Origin of the sequence: Thermococcus sp. (assembly GCF_027011145.1) — an archaeon.
Classification (GTDB): domain Archaea; phylum Methanobacteriota_B; class Thermococci; order Thermococcales; family Thermococcaceae; genus Thermococcus.
The window spans coordinates 38,261-50,159 of record NZ_JALVAO010000060.1 but is presented as its reverse complement, the minus strand read 5'-3'; the positions used below and the strand labels follow the sequence as shown (position 1 = coordinate 50,159).

The 11,899-nt window shown below is 52.2% G+C and carries 17 protein-coding genes; 12 read left to right on the top strand and 5 right to left on the bottom strand.

Annotated features, from left to right (window positions below; translation table 11 throughout):
• Nucleotides 1-28 precede the first annotated feature (28 nt).
• Genes MVG27_RS08010 through MVG27_RS08000 form a run of 3 tightly spaced genes read left to right on the top strand, consistent with a single transcriptional unit; the run spans nucleotide 29 to nucleotide 1,760 of the window.
• Nucleotides 29-352, top strand: coding sequence for a Gar1/Naf1 family protein (locus MVG27_RS08010; RefSeq protein ID WP_297550685.1), 324 nt, complete (start codon nucleotides 29-31; stop codon nucleotides 350-352).
• Nucleotides 353-357: 5 nt separating this feature from the next.
• The gene (locus MVG27_RS08005) at nucleotides 358-1,269 is read left to right on the top strand and encodes a transcription initiation factor IIB (RefSeq protein ID WP_297062681.1); all 912 of its coding nucleotides are present in this window, start codon (nucleotides 358-360) and stop codon (nucleotides 1,267-1,269) included.
• 2 nt (nucleotides 1,270-1,271) lie between these two features.
• Entirely contained in the window at nucleotides 1,272-1,760 is a 489-nt protein-coding gene (locus MVG27_RS08000) for a metallophosphoesterase (protein WP_297550683.1), read from the top strand.
• A gap of 15 nt (nucleotides 1,761-1,775) precedes the next feature.
• Here MVG27_RS08000 and hpkB read toward each other — a convergent pair whose 3' ends face one another.
• Entirely contained in the window at nucleotides 1,776-1,979 is a 204-nt protein-coding gene (hpkB, locus tag MVG27_RS07995; RefSeq protein WP_011251239.1) for an archaeal histone HpkB, read from the bottom strand.
• Between the two features lie 351 nt (nucleotides 1,980-2,330).
• Between hpkB and rbcL the strand changes: the two genes are divergently transcribed.
• Complete coding sequence (gene rbcL / locus MVG27_RS07990; protein ID WP_297550707.1) at nucleotides 2,331-3,665, top strand: type III ribulose-bisphosphate carboxylase; 1,335 nt, start codon at nucleotides 2,331-2,333, stop codon at nucleotides 3,663-3,665.
• 95 nt (nucleotides 3,666-3,760) lie between these two features.
• Nucleotides 3,761-4,339, top strand: coding sequence for a thymidine kinase (locus tag MVG27_RS07985; RefSeq protein ID WP_297550682.1), 579 nt, complete (start codon nucleotides 3,761-3,763; stop codon nucleotides 4,337-4,339).
• Here the strand turns inward: MVG27_RS07985 and thrC are convergent.
• Nucleotides 4,319-5,500, bottom strand: coding sequence for a threonine synthase (gene thrC, locus MVG27_RS07980; protein ID WP_297550705.1), 1,182 nt, complete (start codon nucleotides 5,498-5,500; stop codon nucleotides 4,319-4,321). The genes MVG27_RS07985 and thrC overlap by 21 nt on opposite strands.
• A gap of 110 nt (nucleotides 5,501-5,610) precedes the next feature.
• Here thrC and MVG27_RS07975 point away from each other — a divergent pair, with 110 nt between their 5' ends.
• Nucleotides 5,611-6,204 (top strand): ArsR family transcriptional regulator, encoded by a 594-nt coding sequence (locus tag MVG27_RS07975; protein WP_297550680.1) that lies wholly within the window; start codon nucleotides 5,611-5,613, stop codon nucleotides 6,202-6,204.
• A 27-nt stretch (nucleotides 6,205-6,231) separates the two neighbouring features.
• Here the strand turns inward: MVG27_RS07975 and MVG27_RS07970 are convergent, their stop codons facing one another.
• Nucleotides 6,232-6,435 carry a 30S ribosomal protein S17e gene (locus tag MVG27_RS07970; RefSeq protein ID WP_297550703.1) on the bottom strand — a complete coding sequence of 68 codons (204 nt, stop codon included), beginning with the start codon at nucleotides 6,433-6,435 and terminating at the stop codon, nucleotides 6,232-6,234.
• A 126-nt stretch (nucleotides 6,436-6,561) separates the two neighbouring features.
• Here MVG27_RS07970 and MVG27_RS07965 point away from each other — a divergent pair, with 126 nt between their 5' ends.
• Genes MVG27_RS07965 through MVG27_RS07955 form a run of 3 tightly spaced genes read left to right on the top strand, consistent with a single transcriptional unit; the run spans nucleotide 6,562 to nucleotide 9,081 of the window.
• The gene (locus tag MVG27_RS07965; protein ID WP_297550678.1) at nucleotides 6,562-6,990 is read left to right on the top strand and encodes a DUF371 domain-containing protein; all 429 of its coding nucleotides are present in this window, start codon (nucleotides 6,562-6,564) and stop codon (nucleotides 6,988-6,990) included.
• Between the two features lie 36 nt (nucleotides 6,991-7,026).
• Nucleotides 7,027-7,695, top strand: coding sequence for a TIGR00703 family protein (locus MVG27_RS07960; RefSeq protein ID WP_297550701.1), 669 nt, complete (start codon nucleotides 7,027-7,029; stop codon nucleotides 7,693-7,695).
• A gap of 30 nt (nucleotides 7,696-7,725) precedes the next feature.
• Nucleotides 7,726-9,081, top strand: coding sequence for a glycerate kinase (locus MVG27_RS07955; protein ID WP_297550676.1), 1,356 nt, complete (start codon nucleotides 7,726-7,728; stop codon nucleotides 9,079-9,081).
• Here MVG27_RS07955 and MVG27_RS07950 read toward each other — a convergent pair.
• Nucleotides 9,017-9,721, bottom strand: coding sequence for a hypothetical protein (locus MVG27_RS07950; RefSeq protein WP_297550674.1), 705 nt, complete (start codon nucleotides 9,719-9,721; stop codon nucleotides 9,017-9,019). The two genes, MVG27_RS07955 and MVG27_RS07950, sit on opposite strands and share 65 nt — an antisense overlap.
• 89 nt (nucleotides 9,722-9,810) lie before the next feature.
• On the opposite strand from MVG27_RS07950, the gene MVG27_RS07945 reads away from it, so the two are divergent.
• Genes MVG27_RS07945 through MVG27_RS07935 form a run of 3 tightly spaced genes read left to right on the top strand, consistent with a single transcriptional unit; the run spans nucleotide 9,811 to nucleotide 11,521 of the window.
• Nucleotides 9,811-10,443, top strand: a complete 633-nt coding sequence (locus tag MVG27_RS07945; protein ID WP_297550672.1) for a phosphatidate cytidylyltransferase — start codon at nucleotides 9,811-9,813, stop codon at nucleotides 10,441-10,443.
• A gap of 11 nt (nucleotides 10,444-10,454) precedes the next feature.
• Nucleotides 10,455-11,102, top strand: a complete 648-nt coding sequence (locus MVG27_RS07940) for a SprT family zinc-dependent metalloprotease (protein ID WP_297556470.1) — start codon at nucleotides 10,455-10,457, stop codon at nucleotides 11,100-11,102.
• Nucleotides 11,081-11,521 (top strand): NfeD family protein, encoded by a 441-nt coding sequence (locus MVG27_RS07935; protein ID WP_297550669.1) that lies wholly within the window; start codon nucleotides 11,081-11,083, stop codon nucleotides 11,519-11,521. Before MVG27_RS07940 ends, MVG27_RS07935 begins: the two co-directional genes overlap by 22 nt.
• On the opposite strand, the gene MVG27_RS07930 is transcribed toward MVG27_RS07935, so the two are convergent.
• Entirely contained in the window at nucleotides 11,454-11,888 is a 435-nt protein-coding gene (locus MVG27_RS07930; RefSeq protein ID WP_297550667.1) for a hypothetical protein, read from the bottom strand. The two genes, MVG27_RS07935 and MVG27_RS07930, sit on opposite strands and share 68 nt — an antisense overlap.
• Nucleotides 11,889-11,899: the final 11 nt, after the last annotated feature.

Here is an 11,899-nt window from a genome sequence, read left to right as displayed (position 1 = left end):
AAAGGAGATGCCGTTTTGGGGTGGGGCTATGAAGCGCCTGGGGAAGGTTTCTCACTACGCGAAGCAGGGTTTCCTGATAGTCAGGACGAACTGGGTTCCATCGCTCAACGAACCCGTTGTTGACAAGGATTTGAAGCCCGTTGGTATTGTTAAGGATGTTTTCGGTCCCGTTGATTATCCCTATGTTGCCGTCAAACCAAGGGTTAAGAATCCCGAGAAGTACGTTGGGGCTCTTCTCTACGTGGATAAAAGGAAGAGGGGTAAAAAATCTAGTAAAAAGGCTAAAGCCAAGAAAACCAAGGATTCTAGAAGAGTCAAGCGTTCTCGCCCCGCCCCCAGAAGAAGGGGGTGAGAGCGATTACTCCGAAAAGGGTTTGTCCCGTGTGCGGGTCAACGGAGTTTATATACGACCCCAGAAGGGGTGAGATAGTCTGTAAGGTCTGCGGTTATGTGATTGAGGAGAACGTGGTCGATGAGGGGCCGGAGTGGAGGGCCTTCGACCCGGACCAGAGGGCAAAACGCGCCAGAACCGGTGCGCCGATGACGCTTATGATACACGACAAAGGCCTCTCAACCGACATAGACTGGCGCGATAAGGACATACACGGCAACCAGATAACCGGGATGTATCGCTCGAAGATGAGAAGGCTCCGCATGTGGCAGAGAAGAATGCGCATAAACGATGCCGCCGAGAGGAATCTCGCCTTCGCGCTCAGTGAGCTCGACAGAATGGCGGCACAGATGCGCCTTCCGAGAAGGGTAAAGGAGGTCGCCGCTTCCCTCTACAGGAAAGCCGTTATGAAGAAGCTCATCCGTGGAAGGTCGATAGAGGGAATGGTTTCAGCTGCTCTATACGCGGCCTGCCGTATGGAGGGAATCCCGAGGACCCTCGACGAGATTGCGGCCGTTTCTAAGGTAACCAAGAAGGAAATTGGGAGGAGTTACCGCTTCCTCGCGAGGGGCCTCAACCTGAACCTCCGTCCTACGAGTCCAATTGAATACGTTGACCGCTTTGGAGACGCCCTTGGGGTAAGCTCAAGGACGAAGGAGCGCGCAAAGGAAATCCTTCGCGAGGCCATAAAGCGCGGTATAACCAGCGGAAAAGGGCCCACAGGCCTGGCCGCCGCTGCTCTCTACATAGCGTCCCTCCTCGAAGGGGAGAAGAAAACGCAACGTGAAGTGGCAGAGGTAGCTCACGTTACAGAGGTAACCGTGAGGAACCGCTACAAGGAGCTCGTTGAAAAACTTGGAATAAACGTCCCGATGTGAGTATGATAGCGGTACTGAGCGACACCCACGTTGGAGACAAGGCAAAGGCCCTTCCACTTCCCCTTTTGGAAAAACTTAGGGAAACAAGGCCAGAGCTCATATTCCACGCTGGGGATATAACCTCTCCGGAAGTGCTCGAAACGCTTGAGGAGATAGCACCGACCGTTGCAGTTAGGGGAAACGTTGATTACCTCAACCTCCCGGAGGAGGAGACCATAGAAGTGCAAGGACTTAGAATAGGCCTCATACACGGCCACCAGCTCCTTTCGCTCAACGCCCAGTTTTTGACCCTCAAGGCCCTCGATATGGAAGTTGATTTGCTAATCTTTGGTCACACCCACCGCTTCTACTTTGATTCCTTCAGTTTGTACGGGAAAAGGGTCAACCTCCTCAACCCGGGTTCTCCAACGTTCCCGAGGTGGGACGAGCCGGGTTTTGTCCTCTTAAAACCCGGAGAAGAGCCAGAGGTTAAAAGGATAAAACTATGGTAAAGGAAAGAAAAGCCATCAGCTCTTGATGGCAAGCTTGATGTCCTCGGCCTTGACGGTCTTCCTGCCGGCGTGCTGGGCGAGGGCAACGGCCTTCTTGGCAATCTCGAGGGCCTTCTCCTCGAGGTGCTCGGCGAGGACCTTGGCGGCCTCCTCGCTAACGCGAGCGGCACCGGCCTTCCTAATAAGCCTGTCAACCGGGGCAATTGGAAGCTCAGCCATCCACAACACCTCCTATTTCTTTTTTGCAGGTTTCTGCGTTCTATTCTAGGAGGGAAGGCATATATAAACTTTTCGGAAAAGAAGCCCTCTGAATGGGTCTATCGGCGCAATTTCAGTTAATCGTCGAGAACTTTTAATCCCTTGGGATATTCACTAGTTTACAGGGAAACGGCAACCCTTGGTGGAAGATTATGAAAGGGCAAAAAAGACCTCCAAAGTCCAAATACGGATAAGAGAATTTCCAAACATCGTATCATTTATGAAAATATAAGTTCGTCAATCCACATAATTTGGCAGTATGTTTTTTATAGTTCATGATGCTATAGAATGTTTACCGAGGAGGTGATGCAAATGGTGGAGAAGTTCGACAAAATATACGACTACTACGTGGACAAGGACTACGAGCCAAACAGGAAGAGGGACGTGATAGCTGTTTTCCGCGTTACACCTGCGGAAGGGTACACTATAGAGCAGGCGGCAGGAGCCGTTGCCGCTGAGAGCTCAACGGGAACCTGGACGACGCTTTATGAGTGGTATGAGCAGGAAAGATGGGCCGACCTTTCGGCCAAAGCTTACGACTTCGTTGATATGGGCGATGGGAGCTGGATTGTAAAAATCGCATACCCCCTCCATATCTTCGAAGACTTCAACATGCCCGGCTTTCTGGCAAGTGTTGCCGGGAACATCTTTGGAATGAAGCGTGTTAAGTGGCTTCGCCTCGAGGATATATATCTCCCCGAGAAGTTCCTCAGGGACTACCCCGGACCGGCCTTCGGTATTGAGGGTGTGAGGAAGAAACTTGAAATATACGACAGGCCCCTCTACGGTGTCGTTCCAAAGCCGAAGGTCGGCTACTCCCCTGAGGAACTCTACAAGCTTGCCCTCGACCTCTACACGGGTGGAGCCGATTACCTGAAGGACGATGAGAACCTCACAAGCCCGTGGTACAACCGCTTTGAGGAGCGCGTCAAGGTCGTTACCAAGGCCATGGAGAAGGCAGAAAACGAGACAGGAGAGAAGAAGACCTGGTTTGCAAACATAACCGCCCCCGTTCTGGAAATGGAGAGAAGGCTCGAACTCTTGGCAGACTACGGTGTTCCACATGCGATGATTGACATCGTTGTCCTTGGATGGGGCGTTCTCGATTACATTCGCGAGCTTGCCGAAGATTACGGCATAGCTCTGCACGCCCACAGGGCGATGCATGCTGCCTTCGACAGGAACCCCTACCACGGCATCTCGATGTTCGTTCTGGCGAAACTCGCAAGGGTAATCGGTGTTGACCAGCTCCACGTTGGAACTGCCGGTGCCGGAAAGCTCGAGGGAACCAAGTGGGAGGTAATCCAGTACAAGAGAATAATCACCGAGAGCCACTACGTCCCAGATGAGAACGACGTCTTCCACCTTGAGCAGAAGTTCTACCACATAAAACCCGTCTTCCCGACTAGCTCAGGAGGTCTTCACCCCGGCAACATCGAGCCCGTCATAGAGGCCCTCGGTAAGGATATAGTGCTCCAGCTCGGCGGTGGAACGATGGGCCACCCCGATGGACCCAAGGCCGGAGCTAGAGCCGTCAGGCAGGCAATCGATGCCATAATGCAGGGAATACCCCTTGATGAATACGCGAAGACCCACAAGGAGCTCGCCAGGGCCCTCGAGAAGTGGGGCCACGTTACGCCCGTCTGATGGAGTGCCCGCTTTTGAAGTTTCTTTTCGTCTTTCCTTCAAACTTTTCTCCGAAGGTAATTTAACGCACAAACCCAAGGTCAAACGGTGGTCCCATGCATCCAGGAGGCTTTCTCGAAGTCATTACGGGCCCGATGTTTGCAGGAAAAACGAGCGAGCTGATAAAGAGAATCGAGAGACAGGCCTACGCAAAGAGAAAAGTCGCGCTCTTCAAGCCGAGCATAGACAACCGCTATTCAACGAGCGACGTCGTTGCCCACAACGGTCTGAGATACAAAGCCTATGTGGTTCCAACGGACGAGAATGGGGTTCGAATGATAGTCGACCTGACAAGCAGAGAAGGCTTTGAGGTAATAGGGGTCGATGAAGTCCAGTTCTTTCCGATGGAAATCGTTGGAGCGTTAAACGAGCTTGCCGACAAGGGGGTTTACGTCATAGCGAGCGGTCTCAACCTCGACTTCAAGGCCGAGCCGTTTCCAGTTATGAAGGAACTGCTCGTCAGGGCTGACAACATCGTCTACCTCACGGCCGTTTGTACCGTCTGCGGAAGACCGGCAACGAGGAGTCAGAGGCTCATAGACGGGAAGCCAGCACCAAGGGACTCTCCGGTGATAATGGTAGGGGGAAAGGAAAGCTACGAGGCGAGGTGCCGTTTACATCACGAAGTTCCCTGAAAGAACTTTCTCCCACGTTTTCACGTCCTTAAGGCCGTGTCCTGTTGCAACGACCACAACGGTTTCATCTTTGTCTATTACCCCCTCCTCGCGCATCTTCTTGGCGAGGGCCAAGGCTGTTGCAGATGAGGGCTCCACGAAGATTCCCTCCCTGCCGAGGAGCATTCCAGCTTCAGCAGTTTCCCTGTTTGTCACCGTATCCAAGTGGCCGTTGCTCTCATTAACGGCCTTTATCACGTTCTCCCCGTCAACTGGCTTTTTCACGGCTATGGCGCTCGCTATCGTTGGAACTTTCTTCTCTATTCTCTCAATCGGCTTACCCGTCTTCCACGCCTTCACTATCGCATCGTAGCCCTCTATCTGAGCCCCGGCAATCCTCGGCAGATCCTCGACGAGGCCGACCTTGTAGAACTCCTTAACCCCCTTCCAGATGGCCCTGAGGTGTGTTCCAGCACCGATTGGGACGATAATCCAGTCCGGAACGTTGTAGCGGAGCTGGTCGAGTATTTCAAAGCCCGTAGTTTTCTGTCCCTCCACACGGTAGTGGTAGTTGCCCGTCAAATAGTAGTCCTCCTCCACGGCCTTCCTCTCGGCCTCAGCTAAAGCCTCGTCGTAGGTCTTTCCGAAGACCTCAACCTTGGCCCCGTACATCCTCGCCTGGGTTAACTTCTCCTCTGGAGTGCCCTCTGGAACCACTATGGTCACTTCGAGACCGGCTTTGGCGCCGTAGGCTGAAACGCTCGCCGCCATGTTCCCCGTTGAGGCCACTATAACCCTCCTCGCGTGGAATTCGAGTGCCTTAGTTATCTCAACGCTCGAACCCCTGTCCTTGAACGCCCCAGTTGGATTCTCGCCCTCATACTTGACGTAGAGCTTTCCTATGTCGAGCTTTTCCTCAAGGCGTTTGAGCCTGTAGAGCCTCGTGCCACCCTCGTTGAGGGTGACTATTCTCTTGAGGTTCGAAACTGGCAGAAACATCCAATACTTCCAGACGTGCGGGCTTTCCCTAAACCACGGGTCGTCGTCCTCTATGAGGTTAGCTATGTCCTCGTAGTGGTAGATCACATCGAGGGGGGCCCCGCACTTGGGACACTTGTATATGCCCGATGCCAGGGGATATTCGGCACCGCAGTGAGTGCAAACGAGCTTGGCTTCGAACATGACAATCACCAAGTTTACATAGGCAACAACCATTTTTAAACTCAGCTTTAGACCGAAAAAGGTTTAAAGACTATTTTCTAACCTAAGGTTAGGGAAAGGGAGGTGAGAGTATGGAATCGAGCGAGATGGGTAAGTTGCTGGACATACTGGGGAATGAAACCAGGCGTAGGATTCTCATCCTTCTCACCAAGAGGCCCTACTTCGTGAGCGAGCTCAGTCAGGAACTCGGCGTGGGTCAAAAGGCCGTCTTAGAACACCTTCGAATCCTCGAGAGAGCGGGACTCATAGAGGGCAGAACGGAAAAGATACCACGCGGAAGGCCGAGGAAATACTACACCATAAAGCGTGGCTTTAGGCTGGAGGTCCTCTTGACGCCCTACACCTTTGGCACCGAAATGTACGAACCAAAGAAGCCGAGGCAAACCGCTGAATACGCCCAGGCGAGGCAACTCATAAAGTCCACCGAACCCGTGGAGACCAAAATAAACGAGCTAATCCAGTTCCTTAACGAGATTGAGAGGCGAGTCGATGAGGTTATGAAAACCAAGCAAGAGCTCGAGGAAGTCAGACTGCTCGTGGAGACCTACATAGAGAACCTCCTTAGAAGGATAGCCCAGGAGAACGAGAGGGAATTCGAGAGGCTCATGAGAGAACTCGGCCCGAGGCTCCCGAGAAAGATAATGGAAGACCTGAACGACTTTTAGGAAGCGGGTAGAGAATAAAGAGGGCCGTTAAAGGATTTTGCCCTCTTCCTTCATCCTAACGAGCCGGGTTATGTAGCCAGCAATCCTGTTTCTGATGGTCTTGCTCGTAACGTTGGTGAGCTCCTGAACCATTTTCTTGTTGTGCTCAAAGTCCCTCGTGAACTTGTCCGGATACCTGTCAAAGAGTTCGCGAGCGGTCCTCTTGATGAAAGCTTGTTTTATGTTTCCCATCTCCACCACCTCTACTCTGACACTGTGGCCGTATCTCAAATCAAGGGCATCTTTTAAAAGTTTTCCCACCCGTGGGCAACCGATGGAAAACCCAAGGGTTTTATAGGGCAAAGAAAAGCTGAACCCATGCTCGTGGAAATAATACACTGCAGGGGGCATGAAAACGTCAGGGCAACGCACCGCTCGACACTGGAGATAACCACCGAGGACTTCCTCACTCCGAGAGGAGACTGCATAATCTGCGTTTCAGCTGATAAGGCCCTGAAAGACCTTAGAGAGGAATTCAAAGAGGCCCTGAAGAGGGGAGCCAAACTGAAAATAGTGATTAGGGCCGGAGACGTTGAAGATGAAGTAACCGCCTACGGAAGTCCGGATCTAAAGCTCGAAAGCCCAATCTCGATGGTGATAAGGAAGAGCGACTACATAGACGGAAGGACATTGGCCATAAGGGCCAATAAATCCGCCAGGGACCTGAAGAGAGAGCTCGTAGAGCTCCTCCAAAATCCGGAAACCGAGGTCACCGTGGAGCTCATAATAGATGAGGAAAAAGCTTAAAAGTCTCAACACTTTTATTTACTTGAGGTGAAGAAAATGCTTGAGGGCTACTACATAGTTGAGAACACCGGAGTAGTTCCGGCTGAGAGGAGGTTCAAGTTCAAGGATTTGAAAGCCTGGGGCTACGACCTACACCTTGGAACCATAGATGGAAAGGAAGCGTACTTCGTCTCAAGGGCTGGAACGAGAGAAGAAGGCGAAACCTACACCCAAGACGGCAAGGAGTACCACATAAGCGAGACCCAGAAGGAAATACCGAAGAACGCCAGACTCTTGGCAAGGATAATCATAGAGAGGGGCCAGCCCTACCTTGAGTTCTGGCTCGATACTGAGGAAGGCAACTTCCCCCTAGCTAAGGAGGATCCTAGGATAATTCTCCACCGCTTCTGGACGGCCAAGAAGTTCAACCAGCTCGAAAAGCACGTGGGTAGCGTTGGTCTTACAACGGACTTCTTCAAGGACAGGGTTTTCGTCAAGAGCATTCCCCTCCCATACGAGGAGTACCCGCCGAAGGTCAGGCGCGTAATCAGGGAAGTCAGGGACATACACCGCGACATGACGGGCTTTGGAAGGTTCGTCTTCCAGTACTACGGCGAGGAAGACAAGACTCACAACTACCGCCTCTGGTGGCTCCTGCCGACGATACATCTCTTTGACATTGAGGTTTCGAACGAGGTCGACAAGGTTTTGGCTATGCTCGACTGATTTTTAAACACTTTTTTCAAACCTCTCACCATGAGAGGAGAAAAGACCAACATCATGTTTGAGCTCATTAGAAAAGCACTGGAGTCAGCAGACCCGTACTTGGCGGTTAAGCGTTCTCTGACGTTCAAAGAGGGAAAACTAAGAGTAAAAGAAACCGAATTCAAGATTAAGGGAAAAGTTCACGTCCTGGCCATCGGAAAGGCATCCTGCAAAATGGCCAGAGCCCTTTTCGACGTTCTTCCTGAGGAGATGATTGAGAAGTCCCTTGTGGTGACGAAATACGGCTACACAGATGGCTGTCCTAAGGGAGTCAGGGTAATCGAGGCTGGACACCCCGTCCCCGATGAGAACTCCCTTTTGGCCGGGAAACTAGGGCTGGAACTGGCAAAAAATGTGAAAAAGGAGGATATACTCCTCACGCTGATTTCGGGGGGAGGTAGTGCCCTCTTTGTGTATCCCGCAGGGGATATAAGCCTGAACGACTTGAAAATTACGAATGAACTCCTCCTGAGGAGTGGAGCAACAATAAGGGAGATAAACACCGTAAGAAAACACATCTCCAGGGTTAAAGGAGGAAGACTTGCAAAGGCTGTAAAGGGAACGGTGATTAGCCTGATTATCTCGGACGTTATTGGGAACGATGTGAGTTCAATAGCCTCAGGGATAACGGCACCGGACCCAACAACATACAGAGATGCCTACGAGATTCTGGTTAAGAGAGGCATCTGGGAGAAGCTACCCGAGTCCGTTCGAGAACACATAGAAATGGGACTTAAAGGCCTGGTCGAGGAAACTCCCAAGAGCCTTCCAAACGTTCACAACTTCATAATCGCCGACAACGAAAAAGCCTGCGAGGCCGTTGTGGAGAAGGCCAGAGAACTCGGGTTTAATTCCGCGGTCATGGCAACGACGCTTGAGGGTGAAGCAAGGGAAATTGCACTTGCAGTGGGCTCTATAGTGGAAGAAATCGCAAAAAAGGACAGACCCCTGAAAAGGCCAGCTCTCATGGTCTTCGGGGGAGAGTGGACGGTAACGGTTGGCGATTCAAAAGGATTGGGCGGTCCAAATCAGGAGTTCGCACTCAGCATAGCGAGAAAGATAGCAGGACTGAACGCGACGGTGGTGGCTTTTGACACCGACGGAACCGACGGACCTACGGAGGTAGCCGGCGGAATAGTTGATGGAAAAACACTCGGGAAGCTTGAAGATGCAGGAATAGACGTTGAAAAGACATTGAAGGAGCACGACTCCTACCATGCTCTCAAGAAAGTTGGAGCGCTCCTCAAGACAGGACCGACGGGGACGAATGTGAACTCCATGGTTATAGCGATTGTTGAGAAAACTTCTTCCGAAACTTCAAATAACTATCAAAGGCAATACCTATGAGAAGCCCGCTCAAGAATATTGCATCTTCCATACTCCCCTCTCCCCTATAAGCCCGATACAGATTCATGGCGACCCCTATTACTATGAGCCATGCGCCAATCAAAAATTCACGAGCCCATAGAGCTCGTTTTTCTCTTGCAAGCACTCTCAGGTCACCGCCATCTCTAACCACGACCTTGGTATTGCCAGGTACGAACTCAAGTAGAGTTATAGGAACGATGACGAGCAAAAGATATGGGCTGAACCAGAGGAAGATGGCATAGAGGACCGCCAAGTAGAGAACCCGCTTAATCCCTATGTCCGCGCTCTTCTGAAGCCGAACGAACCTCCTAAATGGGTCGAGAAAGTGTAACATAACTCTTTTCGCGACGGCTTTTCTGCTTCCTTCGAACTTAGCAACCCGGTTACCGAGAACGGGAAGCTTAAGGGGAACCGTCGAGGCTAGTAGGAAACTCCTGCCCTCAAAATCTACAAGGTAAAAATGACGCTCATACCGCTCTCCAATGAACTTTGGTGCAAGCTTCCATACCTCTTCATTTAGACCCTCAACCCAGTAAACGAAAGTGTTCTCCTCCAGAAACTTTTTCAACTTTTCAGGGGTCCCGTCTACTACAACAATACGCTCAAATGTTACCCGCATACATGGCGGTATAGATTATGCACTTTTATAGTTATCGCCACGAAAGAAAACGATAAATATCCCTTTCCCCACCAATTAAAGGTGAAATCATGAACCGCATTTCACGAAGAGAGCTGGTTAGAAAGCTCTGGCACGTTTCGCCGGGAATTTTAGGTGCTCCAATAATACTGTTCACGCCGAAATGGGTTACTCTACTCGTCGTCTGGTCGCTGGCCTTTCTCTACACCCTACAGCATCTGAAACTGCTCAGGGGATGGAAGTTCACCGTGCCGATAGCGGATTTGAGTTATAAAACGATGGCAAGGGAAGATGAGATGGACAACTTCATGGGTAGCTTCCTCTTCTGGACAACGATGGGAATTATATGCACGGTATTTCCAAAGCTCATGGCACTGTCCGCGCTGTGGGTTTCAACTTTCGGCGACTGCTTTAACGCCATCGTCGGTCAGACCGTTGGCGGGCCGAGGATTCCCTGGAACAGGCGAAAAACGCTCGTTGGAAGCGCGACGATGTTCCTCGTTTCGGCCCTCGCACTCTGGGGAGCGCACAGAGTTCTTTCAGTGGACCCTAACTGGAACTTAATCTTTGGGGTGGCGTTTATCGCGACTCTAATCGAGAGTCTCCCCCTGCGCTCGGCCTACGACGAGTTCACAGTCCCCTTTGCCACTGCATTCCTCCTGTGGCTCGCCTACGGCGGAGGTCTGCTCCAAACAGCGTGGTAACGGGTGGTTCAATGGAGGTCGAGGTTCGAAGGAGGCCCGTCAGATACGCGAGGCTTGAAATAAAGCCCGACGGCAGGGTTGTAGTTACGGCACCGGAGGGTTTTGACGTTGAGGCCTTTCTGAGGAAGCACGAACGCTGGTTGCGAAACCGGCTGGCGGAGCTCGAAGAGGTGAGGAAAGAGGCCGGCCGTGGGTTTCCGCTCTTAGGAAAGTTCTACGAGCTCAAGCTTGATAACGTTGGAACGCTGGAACTGGAGGAAGAAAGGCTCGTCCTGCCGAAGGAAAGGGAAAGGGCCAGAAGTGCCCTTAAAGGGCTCCTGAGGGATAAGTTAAGTCCCAAGATAGCCTTCTACTCCATTCTCATGGGCGTTTCACCCGGGAAAATCTACATAAGGAACCAGAGGACGAAGTGGGCGAGCTGTTCAGGCAGGGGAAACCTGAGCTTTAACCTCCGTCTCGTCGCGCTACCGGAGGACCTAATCGGTTATGTTGTAATCCACGAACTGGCACACCTGAGGCACCTCAACCACTCCCGCGAGTTCTGGGCCCTCGTTGGGAGATTTTACCCCGACTACGAAAGGGCGAGGAGGAAACTGAGGCGCTGGTGGGGGATAATTGAGGTAAACGAGGGGTGGAGATGGCTGGAAGGTCGGGAGTGAGCGGAAGGATTCTCAAATTCATAGCACTGACCGCCGATGAGATAATAGTGGCGGTCGTCCTGCTCGCTGTTCTGCCCGCGGTTGGGATAGACGTGCCCCTACCAATTACTGGGCTGATTCTGGGAGTTCTGTTAATCAAGGACATTCTAATAGCGCCGTACGTCCTCGGGGGAGGCCTTGAGAAAAAGTCCTCAACGGGAGCCGAGGCTCTGATAGGCCGGGAAGCGAGGGTCATTGAGGATTTGACCCCCAGGGGAACCGTCAAGCTCGACGGCGAGCTGTGGCGGGCCGAGTGCGTTAACGGAATCGCAAAAGCGGGGGAGAGGGTTAAGGTTGTGGGGGTGGATGGGACTACGCTCCTCGTGGAACGCCCAGCGAAACGAGAACCCGCGCCACCTCGTCGGGATTATTCGTCGTGAAGGAAACCGTCCGACCCTTTTTCTGCCTCAGCACAACGCAGCCCCTGGCGGGCAGAGTGAAGTGGATCGTGCCATAACAGCGCATCCAGCCCTCCCTGACGGCAAACCACTCGATTTCACCGAGCCTGACGGTCTTCCGAATCATGAAGCCGAGGTAACCGGTTATGAGAATCCTGTCCTCGTAAATCCTTATCCTAATTGCCATAACCTCAAGGACGACAGCAACGGTGAGGCCCATGGCGATGGCCATTATCTCGACTCCCTCGCCGTGTGAGACGCTCAGGTAGAGGCCGGTGGCCATTGCCACCAACGGCGGGACGAGGAGCACAATTATCCACCGGGAGTAGAGCGTTTCCTCGTAGAGCATGACCCATCGGT

Excerpts from the sequence above, each read along its gene's own strand:
- MVG27_RS07930 (WP_297550667.1), bottom strand. The coding sequence starts at position 11,888 with ATGCTCTACGAGGAAACGCTCTACTCCCGGTGGATAATTGTGCTCCTC.
- hpkB (WP_011251239.1), bottom strand. The coding sequence starts at position 1,979 with ATGGCTGAGCTTCCAATTGCCCCGGTTGACAGGCTTATTAGGAAGGCC.
- MVG27_RS07975 (WP_297550680.1), top strand. The coding sequence starts at position 5,611 with ATGGAATCGAGCGAGATGGGTAAGTTGCTGGACATACTGGGGAATGAA.
- MVG27_RS07940 (WP_297556470.1), top strand. The coding sequence starts at position 10,455 with ATGGAGGTCGAGGTTCGAAGGAGGCCCGTCAGATACGCGAGGCTTGAA.
- MVG27_RS07955 (WP_297550676.1), top strand. The coding sequence starts at position 7,726 with ATGAGAGGAGAAAAGACCAACATCATGTTTGAGCTCATTAGAAAAGCA.
- MVG27_RS07985 (WP_297550682.1), top strand. The coding sequence starts at position 3,761 with ATGCATCCAGGAGGCTTTCTCGAAGTCATTACGGGCCCGATGTTTGCA.
- MVG27_RS07945 (WP_297550672.1), top strand. The coding sequence starts at position 9,811 with ATGAACCGCATTTCACGAAGAGAGCTGGTTAGAAAGCTCTGGCACGTT.
- MVG27_RS08010 (WP_297550685.1), top strand. The coding sequence starts at position 29 with ATGAAGCGCCTGGGGAAGGTTTCTCACTACGCGAAGCAGGGTTTCCTG.
- thrC (WP_297550705.1), bottom strand. The coding sequence starts at position 5,500 with ATGTTCGAAGCCAAGCTCGTTTGCACTCACTGCGGTGCCGAATATCCC.
- MVG27_RS07970 (WP_297550703.1), bottom strand. The coding sequence starts at position 6,435 with ATGGGAAACATAAAACAAGCTTTCATCAAGAGGACCGCTCGCGAACTC.
- MVG27_RS07960 (WP_297550701.1), top strand. The coding sequence starts at position 7,027 with ATGCTTGAGGGCTACTACATAGTTGAGAACACCGGAGTAGTTCCGGCT.
- rbcL (WP_297550707.1), top strand. The coding sequence starts at position 2,331 with ATGGTGGAGAAGTTCGACAAAATATACGACTACTACGTGGACAAGGAC.
- MVG27_RS08000 (WP_297550683.1), top strand. The coding sequence starts at position 1,272 with ATGATAGCGGTACTGAGCGACACCCACGTTGGAGACAAGGCAAAGGCC.
- MVG27_RS07950 (WP_297550674.1), bottom strand. The coding sequence starts at position 9,721 with ATGCGGGTAACATTTGAGCGTATTGTTGTAGTAGACGGGACCCCTGAA.
- MVG27_RS07965 (WP_297550678.1), top strand. The coding sequence starts at position 6,562 with ATGCTCGTGGAAATAATACACTGCAGGGGGCATGAAAACGTCAGGGCA.
- MVG27_RS07935 (WP_297550669.1), top strand. The coding sequence starts at position 11,081 with ATGGCTGGAAGGTCGGGAGTGAGCGGAAGGATTCTCAAATTCATAGCA.